General features: G+C 69.4%; 22 protein-coding genes. 7 read left to right on the plus strand and 15 right to left on the minus strand.

What is annotated here, in order from left to right; genetic code table 11:
* Window positions 1-35: 35 nt before the first annotated feature.
* From ACFV2X_RS03155 to ACFV2X_RS03205, 11 genes are all read right to left on the minus strand, one after another.
* Window positions 36-1,961, minus strand: a complete 1,926-nt coding sequence (locus ACFV2X_RS03155) for a TIGR03960 family B12-binding radical SAM protein (RefSeq protein ID WP_385610704.1) — start codon at window positions 1,959-1,961, stop codon at window positions 36-38.
* Between the two features lie 122 nt (window positions 1,962-2,083).
* Window positions 2,084-3,655, minus strand: coding sequence for a CHAD domain-containing protein (locus tag ACFV2X_RS03160; protein ID WP_385610706.1), 1,572 nt, complete (start codon window positions 3,653-3,655; stop codon window positions 2,084-2,086).
* Window positions 3,656-3,701: 46 nt separating this feature from the next.
* The gene (rodA, locus tag ACFV2X_RS03165; RefSeq protein ID WP_385610709.1) at window positions 3,702-4,904 is read right to left on the minus strand and encodes a rod shape-determining protein RodA; all 1,203 of its coding nucleotides are present in this window, start codon (window positions 4,902-4,904) and stop codon (window positions 3,702-3,704) included.
* On the minus strand, window positions 4,901-7,036 hold the full coding sequence (gene mrdA / locus ACFV2X_RS03170) for a penicillin-binding protein 2 (protein ID WP_385610712.1): 2,136 nt from the start codon (window positions 7,034-7,036) through the stop codon (window positions 4,901-4,903). Before mrdA ends, rodA begins: the two co-directional genes overlap by 4 nt.
* A 52-nt stretch (window positions 7,037-7,088) precedes the next feature.
* On the minus strand, window positions 7,089-7,703 hold the full coding sequence (mreD, locus tag ACFV2X_RS03175; RefSeq protein ID WP_385611467.1) for a rod shape-determining protein MreD: 615 nt from the start codon (window positions 7,701-7,703) through the stop codon (window positions 7,089-7,091).
* Between the two features lie 6 nt (window positions 7,704-7,709).
* Window positions 7,710-8,651 (minus strand): rod shape-determining protein MreC, encoded by a 942-nt coding sequence (mreC, locus tag ACFV2X_RS03180; RefSeq protein ID WP_385610715.1) that lies wholly within the window; start codon window positions 8,649-8,651, stop codon window positions 7,710-7,712.
* A 160-nt stretch (window positions 8,652-8,811) separates the two neighbouring features.
* Window positions 8,812-9,831: a rod shape-determining protein gene (locus ACFV2X_RS03185; protein ID WP_043491595.1), complete on the minus strand. Its 1,020-nt coding sequence runs from the start codon at window positions 9,829-9,831 to the stop codon at window positions 8,812-8,814.
* Between the two features lie 299 nt (window positions 9,832-10,130).
* Window positions 10,131-10,544: a nucleoside-diphosphate kinase gene (ndk, locus tag ACFV2X_RS03190; protein ID WP_385610718.1), complete on the minus strand. Its 414-nt coding sequence runs from the start codon at window positions 10,542-10,544 to the stop codon at window positions 10,131-10,133.
* Window positions 10,545-10,619: 75 nt separating this feature from the next.
* Window positions 10,620-10,964, minus strand: coding sequence for a DUF4233 domain-containing protein (locus ACFV2X_RS03195; RefSeq protein ID WP_014179684.1), 345 nt, complete (start codon window positions 10,962-10,964; stop codon window positions 10,620-10,622).
* A 1-nt stretch (window position 10,965) separates the two neighbouring features.
* Window positions 10,966-12,468 (minus strand): bifunctional folylpolyglutamate synthase/dihydrofolate synthase, encoded by a 1,503-nt coding sequence (locus ACFV2X_RS03200; protein ID WP_385610721.1) that lies wholly within the window; start codon window positions 12,466-12,468, stop codon window positions 10,966-10,968.
* Between the two features lie 184 nt (window positions 12,469-12,652).
* Window positions 12,653-15,286: a valine--tRNA ligase gene (locus tag ACFV2X_RS03205; RefSeq protein ID WP_385610724.1), complete on the minus strand. Its 2,634-nt coding sequence runs from the start codon at window positions 15,284-15,286 to the stop codon at window positions 12,653-12,655.
* A gap of 98 nt (window positions 15,287-15,384) precedes the next feature.
* On the opposite strand from ACFV2X_RS03205, the gene ACFV2X_RS03210 reads away from it, so the two are divergent.
* The 4 genes from ACFV2X_RS03210 (at window position 15,385) to ACFV2X_RS03225 (ending at window position 19,733) form a co-directional block, all read left to right on the plus strand.
* Window positions 15,385-16,392 (plus strand): hypothetical protein, encoded by a 1,008-nt coding sequence (locus ACFV2X_RS03210; protein ID WP_385610726.1) that lies wholly within the window; start codon window positions 15,385-15,387, stop codon window positions 16,390-16,392.
* Between the two features lie 45 nt (window positions 16,393-16,437).
* Window positions 16,438-17,457 carry a hypothetical protein gene (locus ACFV2X_RS03215; RefSeq protein WP_385610728.1) on the plus strand — a complete coding sequence of 340 codons (1,020 nt, stop codon included), beginning with the start codon at window positions 16,438-16,440 and terminating at the stop codon, window positions 17,455-17,457.
* Between the two features lie 53 nt (window positions 17,458-17,510).
* Complete coding sequence (locus ACFV2X_RS03220; RefSeq protein WP_385610731.1) at window positions 17,511-18,380, plus strand: hypothetical protein; 870 nt, start codon at window positions 17,511-17,513, stop codon at window positions 18,378-18,380.
* 183 nt (window positions 18,381-18,563) lie between these two features.
* A complete protein-coding gene (locus ACFV2X_RS03225; RefSeq protein WP_385610734.1) occupies window positions 18,564-19,733 on the plus strand; it encodes an MFS transporter in 1,170 nt (389 codons plus the stop codon).
* Between the two features lie 645 nt (window positions 19,734-20,378).
* Here ACFV2X_RS03225 and ACFV2X_RS03230 read toward each other — a convergent pair.
* Window positions 20,379-20,891, minus strand: a complete 513-nt coding sequence (locus ACFV2X_RS03230) for an ATP-binding protein (RefSeq protein ID WP_385610736.1) — start codon at window positions 20,889-20,891, stop codon at window positions 20,379-20,381.
* Between the two features lie 235 nt (window positions 20,892-21,126).
* Here ACFV2X_RS03230 and ACFV2X_RS03235 point away from each other — a divergent pair, with 235 nt between their 5' ends.
* Genes ACFV2X_RS03235 through ACFV2X_RS03245 form a run of 3 tightly spaced genes read left to right on the plus strand, consistent with a single transcriptional unit; the run spans window position 21,127 to window position 22,552 of the window.
* The gene (locus tag ACFV2X_RS03235; protein ID WP_385610739.1) at window positions 21,127-21,978 is read left to right on the plus strand and encodes a helix-turn-helix domain-containing protein; all 852 of its coding nucleotides are present in this window, start codon (window positions 21,127-21,129) and stop codon (window positions 21,976-21,978) included.
* A gap of 11 nt (window positions 21,979-21,989) precedes the next feature.
* Window positions 21,990-22,184 (plus strand): DUF397 domain-containing protein, encoded by a 195-nt coding sequence (locus ACFV2X_RS03240; protein WP_385610742.1) that lies wholly within the window; start codon window positions 21,990-21,992, stop codon window positions 22,182-22,184.
* A 50-nt stretch (window positions 22,185-22,234) separates the two neighbouring features.
* A complete protein-coding gene (locus ACFV2X_RS03245; protein WP_385610744.1) occupies window positions 22,235-22,552 on the plus strand; it encodes a DUF397 domain-containing protein in 318 nt (105 codons plus the stop codon).
* A 5-nt stretch (window positions 22,553-22,557) separates the two neighbouring features.
* Here the strand turns inward: ACFV2X_RS03245 and clpX are convergent, their stop codons facing one another.
* From clpX to ACFV2X_RS03260, 3 genes are all read right to left on the minus strand, one after another.
* On the minus strand, window positions 22,558-23,844 hold the full coding sequence (gene clpX / locus ACFV2X_RS03250; protein ID WP_014179676.1) for an ATP-dependent Clp protease ATP-binding subunit ClpX: 1,287 nt from the start codon (window positions 23,842-23,844) through the stop codon (window positions 22,558-22,560).
* A 178-nt stretch (window positions 23,845-24,022) separates the two neighbouring features.
* Window positions 24,023-24,694, minus strand: coding sequence for an ATP-dependent Clp protease proteolytic subunit (locus tag ACFV2X_RS03255; protein WP_014179675.1), 672 nt, complete (start codon window positions 24,692-24,694; stop codon window positions 24,023-24,025).
* 52 nt (window positions 24,695-24,746) lie between these two features.
* Window positions 24,747-25,361, minus strand: a complete 615-nt coding sequence (locus ACFV2X_RS03260; protein WP_089506800.1) for an ATP-dependent Clp protease proteolytic subunit — start codon at window positions 25,359-25,361, stop codon at window positions 24,747-24,749.
* Window positions 25,362-25,735: the final 374 nt, after the last annotated feature.

The following is a 25,735-nucleotide window of genomic DNA, read 5'->3' on the forward strand; positions in this document are numbered from 1 at the left end:
CCGTGCCTCTTCCAGCGTACTTGTCGGGCCGTGGGTTACTTGACGACCGACAGCGGCAGCAGCTTCCTGCCGGTCGGTCCGATCTGGATCTGGGTGTCCATCTGCGGGCAGACGCCGCAGTCGAAGCACGGGGTCCAGCGGCAGTCGTCGACCTCGGTCTCGTCGAGCGCGTCCTGCCAGTCCTCCCAGAGCCAGTCCTTGTCGAGACCGGAGTCCAGGTGGTCCCAGGGCAGGACCTCTTCGTAGCCGCGCTCGCGGGTGGTGTACCAGTCGACGTCCACGCCGAACTCGGGCAGCGTCCGCTCGGCGCACTCCATCCAGCGGTCGTAGCTGAAGTGCTCGCGCCAGCCGTCGAAGCGGCCGCCGTCCTCGTAGACGGCGCGGATGACCGCGCCGATCCGGCGGTCGCCGCGGGAGAGCAGGCCCTCGACGATGCCCGGCTTGCCGTCGTGGTAGCGGAAGCCGATGGAGCGGCCGTACTTCTTGTCGCCGCGGATCTTCTCGCGCAGCTTCTCCAGGCGCGCGTCCGTCTCCTCGGCGCTGAGCTGCGGCGCCCACTGGAAGGGGGTGTGCGGCTTGGGGACGAAGCCGCCGATCGAGACGGTGCAGCGGATGTCGTTCTTGCCGGAGACCTCGCGGCCCTTGGCGATGACCTTCGTCGCCATGTCGGCGATCTGCAGCACGTCGTCGTCGGTCTCGGTCGGCAGACCGCACATGAAGTAGAGCTTCACCTGCCGCCAGCCGTTGCCGTACGCGGTGGCGACGGTCCTGATCAGGTCGTCTTCGGAGACCATCTTGTTGATGACCTTGCGGATGCGCTCACTGCCGCCCTCGGGGGCGAAGGTGAGGCCGGAGCGGCGGCCGTTGCGGGTGAGCTCGTTGGCGAGGTCGATGTTGAAGGCGTCCACCCGGGTCGACGGGAGCGACAGGCCGATCTTGTCTTCCTCGTAGCGGTCGGCGAGGCCCTTGGCGATGTCGCCGATCTCGGTGTGGTCCGCCGAGGACAGGGACAGCAGGCCGACCTCTTCGAAGCCGGTGGCCTTGAGGCCCTTGTCGACCATCTCGCCGATGCCGGTGATGGACCGCTCGCGCACCGGGCGGGTGATCATGCCCGCCTGGCAGAAGCGGCAGCCGCGCGTGCAGCCGCGGAAGATCTCGACGGACATCCGCTCATGGACCGTCTCGGCGAGCGGCACCAGCGGCTGCTTGGGGTACGGCCATTCGTCCAGGTCCATCACGGTGTGCTTGGACACCCGCCACGGCACACCGGAGCGGTTCGGCACGACGCGGGAGATCCGGCCGTCGGGCAGGTACTCCACGTCGTAGAACCTGGGCACATAGACCCCGCCGGTCCGGGCGAGGCGGAACAGCACCTCGTCCCGGCCGCCGGGGCGGCCCTCGGCCTTCCAGGCGCGGACGATCCCGGTCATCTCCAGGACGGCCTGCTCACCGTCGCCGATCACCGCGCAGTCGATGAAGTCCGCGATCGGCTCGGGGTTGAACGCGGCGTGACCGCCCGCGACCACGATGGGGTGGTCGTCGCCGCGGTCCGCGGCGTCGAGCGGGATCCCGGCCAGGTCGAGCGCGGTGAGCATGTTGGTGTAGCCGAGCTCGGTGGAGAACGAGAGCCCGAAGAGGTCGAACGCCGCGACCGGGCGGTGCGAGTCGACGGTGAACTGCGGCACCTTCTGCTCGCGCATCAGCGCTTCCAGGTCCGGCCAGACGCTGTACGTGCGCTCGGCGAGCACGCCCTCGCGCTCGTTCAGCACCTCGTAAAGGATCATGACGCCCTGGTTGGGCAGACCGACCTCGTACGCGTCCGGGTACATGAGCGCCCAGCGGACGTCGCAGCTGTCCCAGTCCTTGACGGTGGAGTTCAACTCCCCGCCTACGTACTGGATCGGCTTCTGCACATGCGGGAGCAGGGCCTCGAGCTGCGGAAAGACCGACTCGACAGACATCCGGGAGACCTTCGTGAGCTGGCAAGGGTGACCCTCAAGCCTAACCCGCCCGGCGGACACCCTTGACGCCGCTCACGGCGGCCCCTTTCCGGCCCTTCCAACCCCTTTGGCCTACCCGCGCATCACGGCCGCAGCGCCGCCCGGTGCTCCTCGCGCGAGACCTCGGCCCACAGCGCGGGCAGCTCCCGCTCGCGGGCGGCGGCCCGCGCCTCCTCGCGGCCGTAGAGCAACCCGAAAGTGAAGGCGCTCTCCCCCGCCCCGTGGGCCTGGACGGCCAGCTCGCGCAGCGTCGCCCGGGCAACCACGCTGTCCTGGTGGTCGCCCAGCAGATCCTGCAGCTCGGTCATGAGGCGAGCGAACGCCTTCGCGGGCTTGCCGAGAACGGGGCGGGCGGCCTCGGCGGCGTAGCGGACGCGCTTGGCCTTCTTGCGCGCCTCGTGCACGGCGACGTCCCGGTCGTGTCCGGGGGGAGCGGCGAGGGCGGCGGTGACGAGGCGGGCGAGCCGTTCGTCGTCGCGCAGCACGGCCGCGAGGATCACCTTCTCGGCCGGCCGGGCGGCGGCGGGCCGCAGCGGCGGGTCGGCGGACAGCGCGTCGAGGGTGGCGAGCAGGGCGAGATAACGCTCTCCGTCGAGCACGCCGATCAGCCGCTCGCGCGCGCCGAGCCGGCTCGTCTGCGACCAGATGCGCAGCCGGGCGGACACGGGGCCGAGCCGCAGCTCGACAGGGACCTCGCCGAGCCGTTCCTCGATGCGGGCGGTGAGCACTTCCCGGTCGCGGTCGATGCCGAGCTCGCCGGCCAGCCACTTCAGCTCGTCGCCGATGGGATCCGTGACGGCCCGGTCCAGGACCTTGCGGTACGAGCGGAAGCAGCTGCGCAGCCGGCGGGTGGCGACGCGCATACGGTGCACGGAGTCGGGCACGTCCAGGCGTACGGCGGGGTCGAGCGAGATGATGGCGGCGATCTGGGCGCGGACGTAGTCGAGGACCACATCGCCCGCCGTGGGCTCGGCGGCCTTCTTACCCTCCTTCCCCTTCTTGCTCGCCTTGCCTGCCTTACTCGCCTTGTCCGCCTTGATGGCCACGCCCGTTTCGGCCAGCGCCCTGGCCAGCTTGGACGGGGCGGCCGACCGGCGCAGCCCCGCCTCCGTCAGATGCGACTCGAGCGCGTCGAGGAACGCCGGGTCGCCGCCCGGGGCGAGTTCCGTCTCGACCTCCGTCCACTCCACCGGACCGCCCGGCTCCGGGGTCAGCCGACGCGCCGTGACATGGTCGGCGGACAGCTCGGCGAGCAGGGCGCCACCGGCGTCCACGAGGTGTCTGACGTTCCGTTCGGACACCAGGCGGACCAGCGGTACGAGCGCCTGGTCGCGGACGCGGGAGCGGACGAGGGCCGCGAGCTCGGCGGGCAGCGTGTCCGACAGCGGCGCGCGGATCTCATCCCGGGCATCCGGTCCGGCCGGCAACTTGAGGTGCCACCCGGCGTCGCTGCCGCCGGTGCGGCGGCGCAGCGTGATGCCGTCCGCCGCGAGCCGCTGGTCGACGGTGTCGTAGTACGTGGCGTCCAAAGTGGCCACGCCCTTGTCCACGACCTCCGCGACGCCGGCGACTTCGGCGATTCCGGCCAGCTCCGGGAGCCGGCCGTCGTCGGGAGCCTCGTACTTGCGCTCGATCTCACGCACCGTGTCCGCCATGACGTGAATGTACTGCCGTGCGCTGTTTGAGGGCAGCCCCCAGACGTCAGGCCGATACGGGACGCTGCACCCGGATCGACTGCAGCAGACCGACCGCTATCCACACGGCGAACATCGACGACCCGCCGTACGAGACGAACGGCAGCGGCAGACCGGCCACCGGCATGATGCCCAGCGTCATGCCGATGTTCTCGAACGCCTGGAAGGCGAACCAGGCGATGATCCCGGCGGCGACGACCGTGCCGTACAGCTCGGAGGTGTCCCGCGCGATCCGGCAGGCGCGCCACAGCACGATGCCCAGCAGCACGATGATCAGGCCCGCGCCGAGGAAGCCCAGCTCCTCCCCCGCGACCGTGAAGACGAAGTCGGTCTGCTGCTCGGGCACGAACTGGCCGGTGGTCTGGGTGCCGTGGAACAGGCCCTTGCCGGTGAGGCCGCCCGAGCCGATCGCGATCCGCGCCTGGTTGGTGTTGTAGCCGACGCCGGCCGGGTCGAGGGCCGGGTTGGCGAAGGCGGCGAAGCGGTCGATCTGGTACTGGTCGAGCACGCCGAGCTGCCAGATGAGGACCGCGCCGATGACGGCCGCGCCGATCAGCCCCACCACCCAGCGGTTGGAGGCGCCCGAGGAGAGCAGCACGGCGAGCACGATGACCGCCATGACCATCACCGAGCCGAGGTCCGGCATCAGCAGCACGATCGCGATGGGCAGCGTGGCGAGCCCGAGCGCCTGGACGACGGTGCGGTGGTCCGGGTGGACCCGGTCCCCCGCGTCCACGCGCGCGGCCAGCAGCATCGCCATTCCCAGAATGATGGTGATCTTGGCGAACTCGGACGGCTGGAGGGAGAAGCCGCCGCCGATCACGATCCAGGCGTGCGCGCCGTTGATGGTCGAGCCGAGCGGGGTGAGAACGGCGAGGACGAGCACCACGGACAGCGCGTACAGCACGGGCACGGCCCCGCGCAGCGTGCGGTGGCCGAGCCAGATCGTGGCGATCGCGAGGACCAGCCCGATACCGGTGTTCATGGCGTGCCGGATCAGGAAGTAGTACGGGTCGCCCTGGTTGAGCTCGGTGCGGTTGCGGGTGGCGGAGTAGACGAGGACGGTGCCGATGCCCGACAGGGCGAGCGCGGCGAACAGCAGTATCCAGTCCAGCCGGCGCACGATCGAGTCGCGCGCCATGAGCTTGCCCCAGGTGCCGCGCTCCGGGGTGAACCGCCGCGTGGTGTACGTATGCGTGGACGCACTCATGACAGCTGCTCCCGCCTTCCGACCACCGCGATCGGCTTGCCCAGCGGCTGGGCCTGGATGGTGCCATCGGAGTCGATCCTGGGCAGGGTCGCCTGGGGCTGGGGCAGCAGCGCCTTCTTGTTGTCGATGCCGCCCTTGGCGTCCACCCCGTAGAGCGCGTTGTAGATGTTGCGCACAGCCGGGCCGGAGGCGCCGGAGCCGGTACCACCCTGGGAGATCGTCATGACGATCGAGTAGTCCTTGGTGTACGTCGCGAACCACGAGGTCGTCTGCTTGCCGTAGACCTCGGCCGTACCCGTCTTGGCGTGCATCGGGATCTTGTCCTGCGGCCAGCCGCCGAATCGCCAGGCGGCGGTGCCACGGGTCGCGACTCCCGCGAGGGCCTTGTCTATCTTGTCGCGCGTGCCCTGGGTCATCGGCAGCTTGCCGTGCGACTTGGGCTTGATCTGCTGGACCTTCTTGCCGTCGGCGCTGACGATCGCCTTGCCGATGGTCGGGTCGTAGAGCGTGCCGCCGTTGCTGATCGCGGCGTAGATGGTGGCCATCTGGATCGGGGTGACGAGCGTGTCGCCCTGGCCGATGGAGTAGTTCACGGAGTCACCGGCGCGCATCTTCATGCCTTCGAGGCAGTTCTCGTAGGCGATCCGCTGACCGTAGTTCCCGCTCTTCTTGCCGTACTTGCACCAGGCGTTCTTGTTGGCCTTCCAGTAGTCCTTCTTCCACTGGCGGTCCGGGATCCGGCCGGTGACCTCGTTGGGAAGGTCGATGCCGGTCTCCTTGCCGAGGCCGAACTGGTGGGCGGTCTTGTAGAACCAGTCCGCCGGGTGCTTCTTGGGCTTGTTGCCGCCGTCCTTCTGCCACTGCTTGTACGAGAGGTCGTAGAACACGGTGTCGCAGGAGACCTCCAGCGCCCGGCCGAGGCTGATCGGGCCGTAGCCCTTCGACTCGAAGTTCTTGAAGACCTGGCCGCCGATGTTGAAGGAGCTGCTGCAGTTGTAGTTGCCGTCGAAGGGGTAGCCGGCGTTGACCGCCGCCGTGGTCGGGACCACCTTGAAGATCGAGCCGGGCGCCGACTGGCCCTGGATCGCCCGGTTCAGCAGCGGATAGTTGGAGCTCTTGCCGGTGAGCTTCTTGTAGTCCTTGCCGGAGATGCCGCCGACCCAGGCGTTGGGGTCGTACGTCGGGTTGGAGGCCATCGCGACCACCCGGCCCGTCTTCGCCTCCATGACCACGACCGCGCCCGCGTCCGCCTCGTACTTGCGGCCGGTGTTCCGGTCCATCTCCTTGCGGGCGTCCTTCATCGCCTGGGCCAGCTCCTTCTCGGCCACGGCCTGCACCCGGGCGTCGATGCTGGTGACGACGTTGGCGCCGGGCTGGGCCTTCTGGCTCTCGGCCTGGCCGATGACCCGGCCGAGGTTGTCGACCTCGTAGCGGGTCACCCCGGCCTTGCCGCGCAGCTCGTCGTCGTACTGGCGCTCCAGGCCGTTACGGCCGATCTGGTCGGAGCGGAGCAGCGGCGAATGGCTGTCCTCGGCCTTCTTGATCTCCTCGTCGGTGACCGGGGAGAGATAGCCGAGCACCTGGGCGGCGTTGGCGTCGCCGGGAGCGGCGTAGCGGCGCACGGCGGTGGGCTCCGCGCTTATCCCGGGGAAGTCCTCTTCACGCTCGCGGATCTGCAGGGCCTGCTTGGGGCTGGCCTCGTCGGTGATGGGGATGGGCTGGTAGGGCGAACCGTTCCAGCAGGGCTGGGGCGTCTTGGCGTCGCACAGCCGGACCTTGTCCATGACGTCCTTGGGCTTCATGTCCAGGACGCCCGCCAGGCGGGTGAGGACGGCCTTCCCGTCGTCCTTCATCTTCATCAGCTCGGTGCGGCTGGCGGAGACGACCAGACGGGTCTCGTTGTCGGCGAGCGGCACCCCGCGGGCGTCCAGTATCGAGCCGCGTACGGCGGGGTGGACGACCTGCTGGACGTGGTTGTTGGCGGCTTCGGCGGTGTATTCGTCGCCGTTGCGGATCTGCAGGTACCAGAGGCGGCCGCCGAGCGTGAGCAGCAGCGAGAAGACGAGGATCTGGATGGCGACGAGCCGGATGGTGACGCGCGGCGTCCGCCCGGTCTCGGGGATGTTGCTCACGACGGCAGCCCCCACTGGTTGTCAGAACGCGGCTGAATGCCAGAACGCGGCCTCACAGGCGCTTGACCCCCTTGAGGCGTCCCGTCCCCCGGTTGGCGGCCTTCATCAGGAGGCCGCCGCGCTGGCTGCCGATGCGGGAGCCGCCGGAGGAGTCGGCCATCGGGTCGTTCTCGCTCTTTCTGGCCATCCCCATGATCAGCGGCACCGTGAACGGCGCCAGCAGCAGGTCGTACAGCGCCGCGGTGAACAGCAGCTTGCTCAGGCCCGCATGGCGGGCGGCGTCGTCGCCGACGAGCTGGCCGACGCCCGCGTACAGCAGCGTGCTGCCGATGGCCGCCGCGACGACCACCAGCATCGGCCCGGTGGCCGACCTCAGCTGGCCGGTCTCGGGCTTGGCGAGGCCCGCCAGATAGCCGATGACGCACAGCACCAGGGCGTAGCGCCCGGCCGCGTGGTCGGCGGGCGGGGCGAGGTCGGCGAGCAGGCCCGCGCCGAAGCCGATGAGCGCGCCGCCGGTGTGGCCGTAGACGAGCGCGAGGCCGAGGACGACGAGCAGCAGCAGATCGGGGACCGCGCCGGGCAGCTGGAGCCGGGCGAGTACGCAGACCTGGACGACGAGGGCGATGACCACGAGAAGGGTCGACAGCAGGACCCGGTTCAGACGCAGCATCGGTCAGCTCCTGTTGGCGGAGGCGCTCGGCGACGAGGACGGTTTGACCGTGACGGTGACCGTGGGCGCCGGCTTGGGCTTGGCGGGCTTGGGCGGCAGCACGGTGTCCCGCGGGTTCTCGCGCGGCGGTTCGACGACGACGCCCACGATGTCGAGCTTGGTGAAGCCCACGTACGGGCGCACCACCAGGGTGCGGGTCAGATCGCCGCCCGAGGGGTCGACGCGGACCACCTCGCCGACCGGAACGCCGGGCACGAACGGCTTGTTGGCGCGGGAGCCGAAGGTGACGAGCCGGTCGCCCTTCTTGATCTTGGCCTTGCCGTTGAGGAGCTGGACGCGCAGCGAGCGATCGCCCTGGCCGTTGGCGAAGCCGAGCTCGCCGGACTTCTCCATGCGGGTGCCGACGGTGAAGTCCGGGTCGATGGCCAGCACCACGGTGGCGGTCGACGGGCCGACGGTGGTGACCCGGCCGACCAGGCCGTCGCCGTTGATGACGGTCATATCGCGGCGGATGCCGTCCTTGCTGCCCACGTCGATGGTGACGGTCCAGGAGAAGCCCTGGGCCGCTCCTATGGCGATGACCTGGGCGCCCTTGACGCCGTACTGGCCGGCGCCCGCGGTCTTGCGCAGCTTGTCCAGCTCGACGACGCGGGCGCGGTTGCGGACGTCGCTGCCGAGCCGCTGCTTGAGCTCGGCGTTCTCCCGCTCCAGTGCGCTGATCCGGTCGTGCCGCTCGTCGGAGTCCCGGACGGCCGACACGGCGTTGCCGATCGGGTCGACCGCGGAGGCGACCCCTTCCTCAACCGGCCCGAAGACGGACGCGGCGGCCTGGCGGGCGCCGTCGAGGGGCGAATCCTCGCCGCCGCGGATATCCACCGTGATCAGTGCGAACGCGATGGCGACCAGCAGCACCAGGAGCAGCCGGCTCTCTCGTGTGTCCCTCACGTGCGGCGACGTGCCTTCCTCGTCGGAGTCGGACCGGCTACGGCTTTGTTGTGTTTTCTCAACGGCTGCCGGTCATGGGGAGCCTTATGCCTGTATATCAGTGAACCGCCACTCCGCCGTACGGGAAGTCGGCACCCCGTACGGCGGATTCACCGGATCGTCATCTGCGGGGCTGGGCGTCCAGCACCTGCTGCAGCGCCTCGAACTCCTCGACGCATTTGCCGGAGCCGAGCGCGACCGAGTCCAGCGGGTCCTCGGCGATGTGGATCGGCATACCGGTCTCCTGGCGCAGCCGCTGGTCGAGGCCGCGCAGCAGGGCGCCGCCGCCGGTGAGCACGATGCCGCGGTCCATGACGTCGCCCGACAGCTCGGGCGGGCACTTGTCGAGCGTGGTCTTGACCGCGTCGACGATCGCGTTGACCGGCTCCTCCATGGCCTTGCGGACCTCGGCGGCGGAGATCACGACGGTCTTGGGGAGGCCGCTGACCAGGTCACGGCCGCGGATCTCGGTGTGCTCCTCCTCCTTGCCCTCGAAGGCGGAGCCGATCGTGATCTTGATGTTCTCGGCGGTGCGTTCGCCGAGCAGAAGGCTGTACTCCTTCTTGATGTGCTGGATGATCGCATTGTCCAACTCGTCGCCCGCCACCCGGATGGACTGTGCGGTGACGATTCCGCCGAGCGAGATGACCGCGACCTCAGTGGTGCCGCCGCCGATGTCCACGACCATGTTGCCGGTGGCCTCGTGGACGGGGAGGCCGGAGCCGATGGCGGCGGCCATGGGCTCCTCGATGATGTGCACCTGGCGGGCGCCCGCCTGGGTGGATGCCTCGATGACGGCGCGGCGCTCGACGCCGGTGATACCGGAGGGCACGCAGACGACGACCCGGGGACGGGCGAGATAGCGGCGCTTGTGGATCTTCAGGATGAAGTAGCGCAGCATCCGCTCGGTGATCTCGAAGTCGGCGATCACGCCGTCCTTGAGCGGGCGCACGGCCACGATGTTGCCAGGGGTGCGGCCGATCATCTTCTTCGCCTCGGCGCCCACCGCGAGGATTCCACCGGTGTTGGTGTTGATGGCGACGACGGACGGCTCGTTGAGGACGATCCCGCGGCCCCTGACGTACACCAGCGTGTTGGCGGTCCCGAGGTCGACAGCCATGTCACGGCCGATGAACGACATGTTGTTCCCCATGAGGATGCGTCAGGCCTTCCCACTTGAAGCGTTTGCTTTTTGAGGTCGGCAGGATGTGGTGCGCTGCGAGGCGCGGAAGCTCTCATCGTAGTCACGCCCGCTCGAACACGCTGCGGGGGTCCTCCGCCATTGTCAGCAGAACACGGGCCCGCCCCCTGCTAATGGTGACGTCGTGTCGCGGGGATGCGTTCCCCCGATCGGCCCGCATATGCCAAAGGGCGGCCGAACAATATCGGCCGCCCCAGGCCAGGAGGGGTGACGATGTGATGAACGGTCAGCGATGAAGGTCAGGCGAGCCCGGGGAAGAAAATCTTGATCTCCCGCAGGGCGGACTCTTCGGAGTCGGAGGCGTGGATCAGGTTCTCCCGCACGATCGTGCCGAAGTCGCCACGGATGGAGCCGGGCGCCGCGGCGATCGGGTCGGTCGGCCCCGCCAGCGCCCGTACGCCCTCGATGACGCGCTCGCCCTCGACGACCAGCGCGACGACCGGGCCGGAGGCCATGAACTCCACCAGCGGCTCGTAGAACGGCTTGCCCACGTGCTCGGCGTAGTGCTGCTCCAGAGTGTCGCGGCCGAGCTCACGCAGCTCCAGCGCGCTGATCGTCCAGCCCGCCTTCTTCTCGATGCGGCTCAGGATCTCGCCGATCAGTCCGCGTCGTACGGCGTCGGGCTTCAGAAGGACGAGCGTGCGCTGGGTCACTACGAGAACTCCTTTGGAACGTGGCATGCGGGTGATGCTGTGCCGCCGAGGCTACATGGGTGAACGACGGCCACGTTACGCAGTGTCAGCAGGGGCGGCGGCGAAGCGCGCCTTGGCCTCGTCGACCTTGCGGCCGAAGTGGACCGAGGCCCACCACAGCGCGGCGAAGGCCGCGCCCAGGATGTACATGGTGGTGACGATCGTGCCGCTCAGCACCAGGCCGATCTGCAGGGCCCAGCCGATGTGCACCGCGCCGGGGCGGCCGAGCATCCCGCACAGCAGGACGCACAGCGCCATGGCGATACCGCTGACCGTCCACACCGTGGTCGCGGACAGACCGGAGGTCTTCATGGCCACCAGCCCGGCGAAGCCGATCACAAAGAATTCACCGATCAAGGTGGACGCGCAGAGCGTTCGCATTTCAGCCCTTTCCCAGGAGCAGCCGGGCCTCGCCGACCGTGATCACCGATCCGGCCACCAGCACGCCCGCGCCGGAGTACTCGCCTTCTTCCTCGGCGAGCGTGATCGCCGCCTCCAGGGCGTCGTCCAGCCGCGGCTCGACCTGCACCCGGTCCACGCCGAAGACCTCCACGGCGATGGCGGCCAGTTCGTCCGCGTCCATCGCGCGCTGGGTCGAGTTGCGAGTGATCACCACCTCGGCGAAGATCGGCTCAAAGGCCTCCAGGAGGCCGCGCACATCCTTGTCGCCGCTCGTGCCGACCACACCGATCAGCCTGCTGAAGCCGAACGCCTCGGTGACCGCCTCGGCCGCCGCCCGCGCGCCGGCCGGGTTGTGCGCGGCGTCCAGGACCACGGTCGGGCTGCGGCGCACGACCTCGAGGCGGCCCGGGGAGGTGACGGAGGCGAAGGCGGTCCGGACGGTCTCGAGGTCGAGGGGGCGGGCGTGCTCCGAGCCGACGCCGAAGAACGCCTCCACGGCGGCCAGCGCCACCGCCGCGTTATGCGCCTGGTGGGCCCCGTACAGCGGGAGGAAGACCTCCGGATACTCACCGCCGAGGCCGCGCAGGGTCAGCAGCTGACCGCCGACCGCCACCTCGCGGGAGAGCACGCCGAACTCCATGCCCTCGCGAGCGACCGTGGCGTCCACCTCGACCGCGCGCTTGAGGACCACGGACGCGGCCTCCAGCGGCTGCTGCGCCAGCACCACCGTGGAGTCCTGCTTGACGATCCCGGACTTCTCGGTGGCGATCTGCTCCGGTGTGGTGCCCAGCCGGTCGGTGTGGTCCAGCGAGATCGGCATGATCACCGCGACCCCGGCGTCGATCACATTGGTGGCGTCCCAGACGCCGCCCATGCCGACCTCGACCACCGCGATATCGACCGGCGCATCGGCGAACGCCGCGTACGCCATGGCGGTGAGCACCTCGAAGAACGAGAGCCGGTGCTCCTGCGAGGCGTCGACCATGTCGATGTACGGCTTGATGTCCCGGTACGTCTCGATGAACCGCTCGGCGGAGATCGGCGCCCCGTCCAGGCTGATCCGCTCGGTGATCGCCTGCACGTGCGGGCTGGTGTAGCGGCCGGTGCGCAGCTCGAAGGCGCCCAGCAGCGACTCGATCATGCGGGCGGTGCTGGTCTTGCCGTTCGTCCCGGTGATGTGGATCGAGGGGTACGCGCGCTGCGGGGAGCCGAGGATGTCCATCAGCGCCTCGACGCGCACCAGCGAGGGGTCCAGCTTGGTCTCGGGCCAGCGCCCCGCGAGCTCCGTCTCCACCTCCCGCAGCGCCCGGTCCAGCTCCGGGTCGGCCGGGCGGGCGGGCACGCCGTCCCCCTGCGGCGGCCCCGACTGGGTCCGCAGCGTCCGGCTCCCGGCCTCGATCACGGCGAGATCGGGGTCGCGGTCGGTCTCGGCTCCGACGATCTCGTCGAATTCGTCCGGTTCGTTCTGGGGGCTCTCGCTCACGCCGCCAAGTCTACGAGGCACCACTGACAGCCCCGAGCAGCCCCGGCGGCCCCGGCCGGCCATGGGCTCCCGTCCGGTCCGGCCTGGGGCTCAGGGAGCTCTCCGACAGACGCCGGTGACCGAACAGTCGTAAGCCCGGCCGGGGCGCTCCCCGGCCGGGCTTACGACTGTTGAGCTGTTGGGCTCAGCCCTGGGGCAGGGCCGCCAACTGGGCCGTGATCCGGGCGATATCGGCATCGGCCGTGGTCTGCCGCTGCCGGATCTTCTCCACGACGTGGTCGGGCGCCTTGGCCAGGAAAGCCTCGTTGTTCAGCTTCGCCGTGGTCTGCGCCTTGTCCTTCTCGGCCGCCGCGAGGTCCTTGGCCAGCCGCTTGCGCTCGGCCTCGACGTCGATCGCGCCGGACAGGTCCAGGGCCACGGTCGCGCCCGCGACCGGCAGCGAGGCGGTGGCGGTGAAGCCCTCACCAGCCGGCTGAAGCCGCAGCAGCGAGCGCATGGCGTCCTCGTGGGCCGCCAGCGGGGTGCCGGACAGGTCGAGGCGCGCCGGGACCTTCTGGCCGGGCTGCAGGCCCTGGTCGGCGCGGAACCTGCGGACCTCGGTGACCACCTGCTGGAGCGTGGTGATCTCCTGCTCGGCCGCGGCGTCGCGGAAGCCGCTGTCGCGCGGCCAGTCGGCGATGACGACGGACTCCCGGCCGGTGAGCGCGGTCCACAGCTTCTCGGTGACGAACGGGACGACCGGGTGCAGCAGCCGCAGCATCACGTCCAGGACCTCGCCGAGCACCCGGCGGGACGCGTCGGCCGCCTCGCCGCCCCGGGCGAAGGTGGTCTTCGACAGCTCGACGTACCAGTCGAAGACCTCGTCCCACGCGAAGTGGTAGAGGACGTCCGACAACTTGGCGAACTGGTAGTCCTCGTAGTACGCGTCGACCTCGGCGACCACCGTGTTCAGCCGGGACAGGATCCAGCGGTCGGCCGCCGACAGCCGCTCGGCCGCGGGCAGTTCGCCCTCGACCGTCGCGCCGTTCATCAGCGCGAAGCGCGTCGCGTTCCAGATCTTGTTGGCGAAGTTACGGGACGCCTGGACCCAGTCCTCGCCGATCGGCACGTCCACACCGGGGTTGGCGCCCCGGGCGAGGGTGAAGCGGACCGCGTCCGAGCCGTACTGGTCCATCCAGTCCAGCGGGTTGACCGCGTTGCCGAAGGATTTGGACATCTTCTTGCCCAACTGGTCGCGCACCATGCCGTGCAGGGCGATGGTGTGGAACGGCGGGGTGCCGTCCATCGCGTACAGGCCGAACATCATCATCCGGGCGACCCAGAAGAACAGGATGTCGTAGCCGGTGACCAGGACGGAGTTCGGATAGAACTTCCGCAGGCTGCCGGTGTCCTCCGGCCAGCCGAGCGTGGAGAACGGCCACAGGCCCGAGGAGAACCAGGTGTCCAGGACGTCGCTGTCCTGGTGCCAGCCCTCGCCGGACGGCGGCCGCTCGTCCGGTCCGACGCACACGACCTCGCCGTTCGGCCCGTACCAGACCGGGATCCGGTGGCCCCACCACAGCTGGCGGGAGATGCACCAGTCGTGGAGGTTGTCGACCCAGTCGAAGTAGCGCTTGGCCATGTCCTCCGGGTGGATCTTCACCCGGCCGTCGCGGACCGCGTCGCCCGCGGCCTTGGCCAGCGGGCCGACCTTGACCCACCACTGCATGGACAGCCGCGGCTCGATGGTCGTCTTGCAGCGCGAGCAGTGGCCGACGGAGTGGACGTACGGCCGCTTCTCGGCGACGATCCGGCCGTCGGCGCGCAGCGCGCCGACGATGGCGCTGCGGGCCTCCAGCCGGTCCAGGCCCTGGAAGGGGCCGTGGGCGGTGATGACCGCGTGCTCGTCCATGACGGTCAGGCTCGGCAGGCCGTGGCGCTGGCCGATCTCGAAGTCGTTCGGGTCGTGGGCCGGGGTGACCTTGACCGCGCCGGTGCCGAACTCCGGGTCGACGTGCTCGTCGGCGACGACCGGGATGCGGCGGCCGGTGAGCGGCAGTTCGATCTCGGTGCCGATCAGGTGGCGGTAGCGCTCGTCGTCGGGGTGGACGGCGACCGCGGTGTCGCCGAGCATCGTCTCGGCGCGGGTCGTGGCCACGACGATGGACTCGTCGCCCTCGCCATAGCGGATCGAGACCAGCTCACCGTCGTCGTCCTGGTACTCCACCTCGATGTCGGAGATGGCCGTCAGACAGCGCGGGCACCAGTTGATGATCCGCTCGGCGCGGTAGATCAGCTCGTCGTCGTAGAGCTTCTTGAAGATGGTCTGGACGGCCTTGGACAGCCCCTCGTCCATCGTGAAGCGCTCGCGGTTCCAGGCGACGCCGTCGCCCAAGCGCCTCATCTGGCCGGAGATCTGCCCGCCCGAGCCGGCCTTCCACTGCCACACCCGCTCGACGAACGCCTCGCGGCCCAGGTCGTGGCGGGAGACGCCCTCCTTGGCGAGCTCGCGCTCCACCACGTTCTGCGTGGCGATACCGGCGTGGTCCATGCCGGGCTGCCAGAGCGTCTCATAGCCCTGCATGCGCTTGCGTCGAGTGAGCGCATCGATGATGGTGTGCTCGAAGGCATGCCCGAGGTGCAGGGAGCCGGTGACGTTGGGCGGGGGGATGACGATGGTGTAGGGCTCTTTGCCGCTGTTCTCGTCCGCCTCGAAGTAACCGCGCTCTACCCAGCGCTCGTACAGCTGCCCCTCTACATCGGCCGGCGCGTACTGGGTCGGCAGTTCGGGGTGGCTGTTGGGCCCGCTGTCGGGGCGCTGCTGAGAGTTCTCGGTCACGAGCGCAGTCTAAAGGGCCGCGGCACTCCGTTACGAACAAGTTGTGGCCCCGCCGCAAAGGGAGGGCTTCCCGTCAGGAAGGATGTTGCGCACCTGTCATGCGCATCGATAGAGAGGGCACGATGAGCTACCACCAGCCGCCGCCGCAGCCCGGCCCCTACGGGGCGCAGCCGGGTCCGTACGGCGCCGGCCAGTCGCCCGTGCCCAATAATCCCTACACCCAGCAGCCCGGCTATGGCTATCCGCCCCAGGGCGGCCGGCCGGGCGGACAGCCCGGCGGACAGCCCGGCGGGCAGCCTGGCGGCTACGGCGGCTCCGGTACGTACGGGGGCTACGGCCGGCCGAGCCCTTATGGCCAGCCGAATCCGTACGCCCAGCCACCACAGCAGCAGATACCGCCGCAGCAGCAGATACCGGGCGCCGGCTACGGCTATCCGCCGCCGCAGCCCCAGCCGCCCGTGCCGGGCCGCCGCCGGGGCGGAGCCGTGGGCATCGCGGTGGGTGTGGTGGTGGCCCTGGGGGCCGTGGCCGGCGGGGTCTACTACTTCGCGCTGGGCGGGGGCGATGACGGCCCGTTCAAGCTGACCACCCCGAAGACGGTCGCCGGCGACTACCAGCGCCAGGGGGCCGGCACGGACGAGAACGACCTGTCCGAGTCCGGCAAGAAGGACCTCCAGCAGGTGCCGGTCGTCAAGGATCCGCATCTGGTGGCGGCCGACTACCAGTCCTCCGGGAAGAACATGATGAAGTTCACCGGGGTCTGGGGCGATGTGACCGATCCGAAGCGGGGCGCGGACCTGTCCTTGGCGGTCATCGTCAAGGCGCTGCAGGACAACGGCACGGCGCAGGCCCAGGGCAGCGCCCAGGAGTTCTCCCCCGACGGCTTCGATGGGGACGTCCTGAAGTGCCAGACGTTGAAGTTCACCTCGGATCAGGGATCCGTCGAGGCACCCGCGTGCGTCTGGGGCGACAAGGACACCTTGGGCGTCACCGTGATGGTGGACCCGGCGGCCGCGGTCCTGGGCGGCGGGGGCATGTCACTACGGGATGCCGCGGAGCTCACCGTCAAGGTGCGCAAGGACGCGCGCGTGGAGATCGACGGCTAGATCAACAGCTAGCAACAACCGGCAACAAAGCGAAGAAGGACAGACATGAGCTACAACCAGCCGGGCCCGTACGGCCAGCAGCCCCAGCAGCCGGGTCCCTACGGGCAGGGCGGCGCGGCCGGACAGCCCGGCTACGGCTACCCGCAGCAGCCACCGCAGCAGGCCGGCGGCTACGGTCAGCCGAACCCGTACGGCCAGCCCCAGCCGCCGCAGCAGCCCGGGTACGGCCAGCCGCCGCAGGCCCAGCCCGGGTACGGCTACCCGCAGCAGCCGGCCGACCCGTACGGCCAGCAGCAGTACGGGCAGCCGGGCATGCCCGGGCCCTACCAGCCGACGCCCCCACCGAGCGGTGGCAACAAGAAGGGCCTGGCGATAGGCATCGGCGCGGTGGTCGTGGTGGCCGCGGTGGTCGGCGGGTTCCTGGTGTTCAACAACAAGGACGACGACGGCAAGGGCGGCGGCGGCAACAAGGGCGGCGGCAAGAACGTCGTCGCGGACGACGGCAAGCGCTACAAGCTGATCACGCCCGCGACGGTCGCCGGCGAGTACACCAAGGACGCCTCCAAGGGCGGCGACACGCTGACCGAGAGCGACAAGGCCGACTTCGAGAAGCTCGGCGTCTCCAACCCGCAGTCCACCGGCGCCAGCTACAAGGCCGGCGAGGGCATGAGCCAGAAGGTCCTGAGCTTCAACGGGCTGTGGGGCAAGATCGACAACCCGCAGGCCGTGGTGGACGGCGCCTTCGCGAAGATCTCGCAGGAGGCCGAGAAGGACTCCAGCGTCGGCAGCGGCGGCACCGCCAAGCTCGAGGGCAGCCCGCAGGCGGTCACCCCGGCCGGCCTCGACGACGCCGTGATGAAGTGCCAGAACGTGAAGTTCACCGGTGCCGCCGGGACCACCAAGAGCTTCACCATCCCGATCTGTATGTGGGGCGACAAGAGCACCATCGGCTATGTGGTGGTCTCCGACGTCTCGGCCGCGCTCTCCGGCGGGGGCACGTCGATCGACACCGCCGCCGAGATCACCGCGAAGGTCCGCAAGGACGTCCGCGTGGAGATCAAGTAGCCGCCCGCTCAGCGAAGTTCACAGGCCGCAGCCCGGAGGGGATACTCCACACGATGAGCTACAACCAGCCGCCGCCGCAGCCCGGCCCCTACGGCGGAGGCCAGCCGGGCCCCAACCCGTACGGGGGCGGCCAGCCCAATCCGTACGGCGGGGCGCAGCAACCGCCCTCGGAGCCCAATCCGTACGCGCAGCAGCAGCCGGGCTACGGCTACCCCCAACAGCCGTCACAGCAACAGGGCTACGGCTATCCCCAGCAGCCGAACCCCTACGGCCAGCAGCCCCAGCCCCCCTTCCCCGGGCCCGCCGCGCCCGCCGGGGGCCGGAACAAGACCAAGATCATCGCGATCACGACGGCCGGCCTTGTGGTGGTCGGCGCGATCGTCACCGGCGCCGTGGTGCTCAACAAGGGCGACGACAAGCCCAAGGCGATGAAGCTGGTCACCCCCAAGACGCTGGACGACGGCACGTACACGCTGGACAAGGGCACCAAGGACCTGGAGAACGAGGGCACCAGCGTCCAGGACCGCATGCCCGAGGGCGCCACCTCGGTCCTGGCCCAGTACACCCGCGCCGAGGACTCCAACTCGGGGCTGGCCTTCTCCGGCGTGTACGGGGAGTTCAGCGACCCCGACAAGGTCCGCGACGAGATGTTCAAGGGCTTCTCGGGCGGCGACGCCTCCCCGAGCGTCGAGGAGAAGCGCAAGAAGTTCCAGCCCGAGGGCGCCGACGGGCCGAGCATCGAGTGCGAGGTCGTGAAGATGTACGACCGCATCTACGCTCCGGCCTGCGCCTGGGCGGAGAAGACGGACGCCGCGATGGTGCTGGATGTGAACGCGGAGAACACGACCGCGGACGACGCCGACATGGAGGCGTTCGCGAAGGTGACCGCGGGCATCTACAAGGCCACCCGCAAACCCGCCTGAGAGGCGCGCTGACGCCGTAAGACGCGAGGAGGGCCCCGGGAAGATCCCCCAGGGCCCTCCTCGCGTCTTGTGGCTGCCGGCCATGCCCCGGCCGAGGCGGCGCTCGGGCCTGTGTCCCCTGACCCCGCTCAACTTCCCTCTCCGGGGCTTCAGCAGGCGGTCCGCCCGTGCGAGCGTGCTGTGATGCGCGTCTATATGGATCTGCTGAAATACGGGGCAGCTCGCCGGCTGATCGCTGCCACCGCCACCGGCAAATTCGGCTTCGCGATCTTCCCGCTGGCCACCGTGCTCCTCGGCCACGGCTCCTCCGGGTCCTTCCTGGACGCCGGGGCCGTCGCCGGTGCGTGGAGCACGGGCGGCACCATAACGGGGCCGCTGCGCGGACATCTGGTCGACCGCTACGGCCACCGCGTGCCGCTGGCCGCCTTGGCCCTGCTCACCGCCGTTGCCGCCACCGGCCTGGCCACCACCTCGGGGACCACGCAGCTGATCTGCTTCGGCGCGCTCGCCGGCGCCGCCGCCCCACCCATCGTGGCCGGCATCCGGCCCTTATGGACCCAGGCGGTTTCGCGGGACCTGGTGCACAGCGCCTACGCCCTGGACGCCGTCCTCACCGAAGTGACCAAGATCTGCGGACCGCTCCTCGCGGCCGTGGCGGCCGCATACTCCCCACAGCTGGGTGTGGTCACCGCCGGAGCCCTCCTGGTGACCGGCACCTGCCTGGTGGTCCTCCACCCGCCGACGGATCGCCCTTCCGTCGCATCAGGTACCGACTGGGGCGTCCTGGCCTCCCCCGCGCTGCGGCTACTGTGTGCCGCCAACATCTGCGCGGGCCTGTGCCTCGGAGCACTGACAGTCGCCCTCCCCGCCCGGGCCGCCGAACACGGTTCAGCCGCGGACGCCGGGTGGATGTTCGCCTGCCTGGCCGTGGGCAGCGCGCTGGCCGGCACGGTCATGGGGACCCCCCGCTCGACCGCGCCGATCACCGGATATCTGACCGCCTTCGTCTGGCTCACCCTTGCTTTGACTCCCCTGACCATCGCCTCGGCATCGCCGCTTTTGGTGGTGCTGCTGATCAGCGCCGGAGCCGCGTTCGCGCCCATGACGATCTGCCTGTTCGAGCTGCTGGACGCCCATGCCCCGCGACACACAGCCGTCGCGGCCATGATGTGGATGGTCGCGGCGGAAGAGCTTGGGATCGCCGCCGGGACGGTCACCGCAGGGGCAACGGCTCAGCACGCTGGTGCCTGGTTGGCCCTCTTCACCGCGGCGGTCGGCGGTGGACTCGGTGCCCTTGTCGTCGTCACGTACAGGGCACGCCTCCAGCGAGAGAGGCGCAGCGGTTTGCGGTGAGTATGAGACGGCGACACGCTGTCGCGTCGGCGTGTCGCCGCCTCATACTCACCGCAAAGTCAGGCAGCGATTCCGAAGCCACCGGGGCCTGGGGTCGCCTCGAACCCGAGGAGCCTTCCGCTGGTGCCGGAGTGGGCGCGGCGGGCCTTGCGACCGCTGGACGGCATGGTCCGGACGCCGCGTGCAGGCACGTCTCGCGCCTTCGGCGCAAAGCGGCCAGCAGCGGGAAAGGGGAGGAGCGGCGGAGGCATCGTCGCCGTCCAGCCCAATGGGTCGTCACCGGCAGGCGGGGCGGTGAGGGTCGCCCGAAACGGTGGACGCCGGTCCGGTTGGGGCCCTCCTCCACCCCCCTCTTAAAAAGATGCTTGCTCTACATCAAGTACTGCATCAAGTGTTTTTCTGAGAGGGGATGGGTGGAGAGCCGACTGGCCGGCTTGGCCACCGTGCGGCAGCAGCTGCGGCGGAGCGTAGCGGAGCCTGTCTTGAGCTCAGCCACCCGCCGGGCCGAGGAACCGGGACACCGGGCCAGCCGCCCCCTTCCCCTCTCCTGCCGGCGCTGCGGACCCGGAGGGTCCGAGACGAAACCCGCACCCGCCCGAACCGAATGCCGCGAGACGGCGTATAGGCGCAGGCGAAGCGGAGCGTTCAAGCCGCGATGTCGAAAGCCTCGTGGTGTGGGGTGAGTTCGAACCACAGGAGCCTTCCGCTGGTGCCGGAGCGGTGGTCGGTGAGCGGGTAGCCGCCCCAGTTGTCCGCGCACAGGCGGACGAGGAGGAGGCCGCGTCCGTGGGTGGCGTCGGCGGCGTCGGCCGCCTCGGTGAGTGCGTTGTGGTGGGTGAGCGGGCCGGGTGGGGTGTGGAAGGGGCTGGGGATGCGTGGATTGGAGTCCCAGACGATGACCCGGAGGCGGCTCTCTTCCATGTTGCGGAGGCGGAGCTGTGCCGGACCGTCGGAGTAGTGGAGGGCGTTGGTGACCATTTCGCTGGTCAGCAGCTCGGCGGTGTCGGCGAGCCCGGTCATGCCGTGGCTGTGGAGTACGACGCGGAGGGTGGCCCTGGCGACGCGGGCGGCCCGGGCGTCGTGCGGCAGGCGGAGCGAGTAGGTCCACGGTTGGCTGGATGGCTCCAGGCAGCGGGCCTGCGGCGATACGGTGGGCATGGAAGTCTCCTGGTGGGAGGTGACATTGGCTGGCGCCGCGCGGTGTCGTTGCCGTCCCCTCGCTGCAGTCGGGCAGGCCGGTGCGCTTCCGCGTTGTGCGGCGGGCCAGTTGAGTGGCTTGCCTCACACCGTAGAGTGACTGCATGAGTTATTAGGCACTCTCGCGCAAAGTCGTTAGAAACACGCTCGTGTGGGTGACAGGCGGGCGCCGTGGATGGACGAGGAGTACGGGACGATGACCGCCAGACCGGCGCCGACCGCGCGTCGGCTGCGCCTCGGGGCCGAACTGCGAAGACTCCGCGAGCGCGCGGAAATGAGCTCAACCGACTCCGGACGCCTGCTCGGTACGAACCAGACCCAGATCAGCAACATCGAGTCGGCCCGGTTCGGCGTGAGCGCGGAGCGCGTACGGGTAATGGCGCGCAACTACGACTGCTCGGACCACGAGCTGGTCGACGCCCTGGCGAAGATGGCAGGTGAACGACACCGGGGCTGGTGGGATGAGTACCGGGGCACTCTGCCGTCCGGCCTGCTCGACCTCGCTGAGCTGGAGCATCACGCGGCGAGGCTGCGCACGGCGTACACGGCCCACATCCCCGGCCTGTTGCAGACGACGGAGCATGCCCGCGAGGTCTTTACGCACGGGGTGACCAAGCTGTCGCCGCCGGAGATCGAGCACCGGGTGTCGTTCCGGGCGAAGCGGCAGGCAGTGCTCTACCGGGATGCCCCGGTGCCGTACCACGCGATCGTCCACGAGGCGGCGCTGCGGATGAAGTTCGGCGGCCCCAAGGTGGCCCGTCGGCAGCTCGAGTATCTGCTGGAGATGGGTGAGCGGGAGCATGTCACCGTTCTGGTGATCCCGTTCGACGCCGGAGCCTATCCAGGCTCCGGGCAGTCGATCTGCTACGCGGACGGGCCCGTCGCCCGGCTCGACACCGTGCAGTTGGACCAGTCCCATGGGCCGGTGATGGTGGATACCGAGGAGGAGCTGACCAAATACCGGGGGCTCTTCGAACGGCTGGACGCCGTCACCCTGAAGGAGCAGGATTCGCGGGACTTCATCTTCGGCATCGCGCAGAGCCTGTAGGGGAACGGAACATGCTTCAGCCTGACTGGCAGCGATCGTCGTTCTGCAGCGAGGGCAACGCCTGCGTCTACGTCGCCGCCGCAGGCGACGGCGCGGTCCTGCTCCGCGAGAGCGACCAGCCCGACGTCGTCCTGACGACGAACCGGCGCACGCTGTACGCATTCATATCGGGAGTCAAGGCAGGCGCGCTCGACGACGTGGGATGACCGCGTCAGCCCACCTGAGCGGCGCATCGCACGGGAGATCTGAAGGGGAGATGGCGTTGTCCACGCTCGGCTGGCGGAAGTCCCCGTACAGCGAAGAGGCTTCGTCCTGCGTCTACGTCGCCGCCGCGGACGACGGCGCGGTCCTGCTCCGCGAGAGCGACGAGCCCGACGTCGTCCTGGTGAACGACACGACGCACGCTGCGGGCGTTCATATCGAGGGTCAAGGCGGGCGCGCTCGACGACGTGTCGTGACCTCCCGGGCGTCCGAGGTGCCTGAGAGGCGCGCTGAGGCCCATAGGACGCGAGGAGGGTCTCGGGGGAAACCCCGGGACCCTCCTCGCGTTTTACAGCGCCTCACGGCGCCGTAGGCGCCTTACGCGCTCTTCTCGTGGCGCTCGCCCGGCTCGCTGCCGCGGCTGCGCGGCACGAGGGTCGGGTTGACGTTGGAGTGGACGACGTCCTCGGTGATGACGACGCGGGCGACGTCCTTGCGGGACGGCACCTCGTACATCGCCGACATCAGGACCTCTTCGATGATGGCGCGCAGGCCGCGCGCGCCGGTGCCGCGCAGGATCGCCTGGTCGGCGATGGCCTCCAGGGCGGGGCGGTCGAAGTGGAGCTCCACGCCGTCGAGTTCGAAGAGCCGCTGGTACTGCTTGACCAGCGCGTTCCGCGGTTCGACGAGGATCTGCAGCAGCGCCTCGCGGTCCAGGTTGTGGACGGAGGTGATGACGGGGAGGCGGCCGATGAACTCCGGGATCATCCCGAACTTCACCAGGTCCTCCGGCATGACCTCCTGGAACTGGTCACTCGCCTCGATCTCGCGCTTGGAGCGGATCGTGGCGCCGAAGCCGATGCCCTTGGCGCCGGCCCGCGACTCGATGATCTTTTCCAGACCGGCGAAGGCACCGCCCACGATGAACAGCACATTCGTCGTGTCGATCTGGATGAACTCCTGGTGCGGGTGTTTGCGGCCGCCCTGCGGCGGCACCGAGGCGGTGGTGCCTTCCAGGATCTTCAGCAGCGCCTGCTGAACGCCCTCGCCGGAGACATCACGGGTGATCGAGGGGTTCTCGCTCTTGCGGGCCACCTTGTCGATCTCGTCGATGTAGATGATGCCCGTCTCGGCCTTCTTGACGTCGTAGTCGGACGCCTGGATCAGCTTCAGGAGAATGTTCTCCACGTCCTCGCCGACATAGCCCGCCTCGGTGAGGGCGGTGGCGTCGGCGATGGCGAAGGGGACGTTCAGCATCCGGGCGAGGGTCTGCGCCAGCAGGGTCTTACCGGAGCCGGTCGGGCCGAGAAGCAGGATGTTGGACTTCGCCAACTCGATGCCGTCGTCCCGGTTGTGCGCGCTGTTCTCGCCCGCCTGAACCCGCTTGTAGTGGTTGTAGACGGCGACGGAAAGCGCCTTTTTCGCGGCCTCCTGGCCGACGACATAGCCCTCGAGGAACTCGTAGATCTCACGCGGCTTGGGAAGTTCCTCCCAGCGCACCTCGGAGGTCTCGGCGAGCTCTTCCTCGATGATCTCGTTGCAGAGATCGATGCACTCATCGCAGATGTACACACCCGGGCCCGCGATGAGCTTCTTCACCTGCTTCTGGCTCTTCCCACAGAACGAGCACTTGAGCAGGTCGCCGCCGTCACCGATGCGTGCCACGAGGTGATTCCCCTTCGCCTTGGATCCGCTCAGTTTCGCGAATCCGGGTGCTTGCGCTGCGCTTTCTGCTTCTGTTACCGGGGGCCGACCCCAGCCCCCTATGACGGTACCTTGCCCAGGGCCCGGTTCGGGCCCCCCTTGGCCCTACTCGGTACAAGGGGGGCGCCGATACCGGAGTTCAGCCCAGGCCCACCGACGTCTTGCGGGTCGAGACGATCTGGTCGATCAGACCGTACGACAGCGATTCCTCGGCCGTGAGGATCTTGTCCCGCTCGATGTCGTCGCGGATCTTCTCGATCGGCGTCGTGGAGTGCTTGGCCAGCATTTCCTCGAGCTGCGAACGCATCCGCAGAATCTCGTTGGCCGCGATCTCCAGGTCGGAGACCTGACCGCGGCCGGTCTCGCTGTACGGCTGGTGGATCAGCACGCGGGCGTTCGGCAGCGCCATCCGCTTACCGGGCGTGCCGGCGGACAGCAGCACGGCCGCGGCGGAGGCCGCCTGGCCCATGCAGACCGTCTGGATGTCGGGCTTCACGAACTGCATCGTGTCGTAAATGGCGGTCAGCGCGGTGAACGAGCCGCCGGGCGAGTTGATGTAGATCGAGATGTCACGGTCGGGGTCCATCGACTCCAGGCACAGCAGCTGCGCCATGACGTCGTTGGCGGAGGCGTCGTCGATCTGCACGCCGAGGAAGATCACGCGCTCTTCGAAGAGCTTCGCGTACGGGTCGTACTCCCGGATGCCCTGGGAGGTCCGCTCGACGAAGCGCGGGACGACATAGCGGGCCTCGGCCTGCGGGCCGGCGTAGCGGGCGTACAGACCGCTGCCGGGGAAGTTCTGGGTGTTCACATGCACCGTCCTGGTGATGAGCAGTGGGCTGGGTCGGCTGGGAGCGGGCGGCTCAGGCCCCGGTGCCGCCACCGCCCGGGATGTGTGCGGCGGAGGCGATGACCTCGTCGACCAGGCCGTACGCCTTGGCCTCCTCGGCCGAGAACCAGCGGTCGCGGTCCGAGTCGCGAGTGATCTGCTCAACGGTCTGGCCGGTGTGGAACGCGGTCAGGTCGGCCATCTTCTTCTTCGTGCGCAGCAGCTGCTCGGCGTGGATCTTGATGTCCGACGCGGAGCCCGCCAGGCCCGCGGACGGCTGGTGGATCAGGATCTCGGCGTTCGGCAGCGCGAAGCGCTTACCGGGGGTGCCCGCGCTCAGCAGGAACTGGCCCATCGAGGCGGCGAGGCCCATGGCGATGGTGATCACGTCGTTCTTGATGTACTGCATGGTGTCGTAGATCGCCATGCCGGCCGTGATCGAGCCGCCCGGAGAGTTGATGTAAAGGTTGATGTCCTTGTCCGGCTCCGCCGCGAGGAGCAGCAGCTGCGCGGTGATCTTGTTGGCGATGTCGTCGTCGACCGGCTGGCCGAGGAAGATGATCCGCTCACCGAGCAGCCGGTTGTAGACCTGGTCGCCGAGGCCTCCGAAGGTCGGCTCGCCGGCGGCGGAAGGCATCGTATTCGTCACGTATCCACCTGCTCGTCTCTGACGGCGACTGGCCGTCTCAGCGTCTTCTTCTGGGACGCGGGGGCGTAACCGCCGGTACGCTCCGGCGGGCTCGTGGGACTCCCCTGCCCTCGTATCTACGGACCCTAACGCGCTGGTCGGCGGCGGCCATCCCGCATCAGGAACTGTTCGCTCTGAGCGCAGGTTCCGGCCGGTGGCGGGGGTGCGCGGGGGGCCGGGCGCGGGCTTACGAGGCGGGGGGCCGCCAACGGGGCACGGGGGCCGCCCAGGGCGCCTCACAGGGGCCGCCAGGGGCCCGTGGAACCACGAACGGGCCCGGACGCGCTCAGACGTTCGGACCCGTTCGTATGCGGGCTGCGGAGGGCGGCCGGGCG

The sequence above is a fragment of the Streptomyces sp. NPDC059679 genome, from assembly GCF_042734105.1.
Lineage (GTDB): Bacteria > Actinomycetota > Actinomycetes > Streptomycetales > Streptomycetaceae > Streptomyces.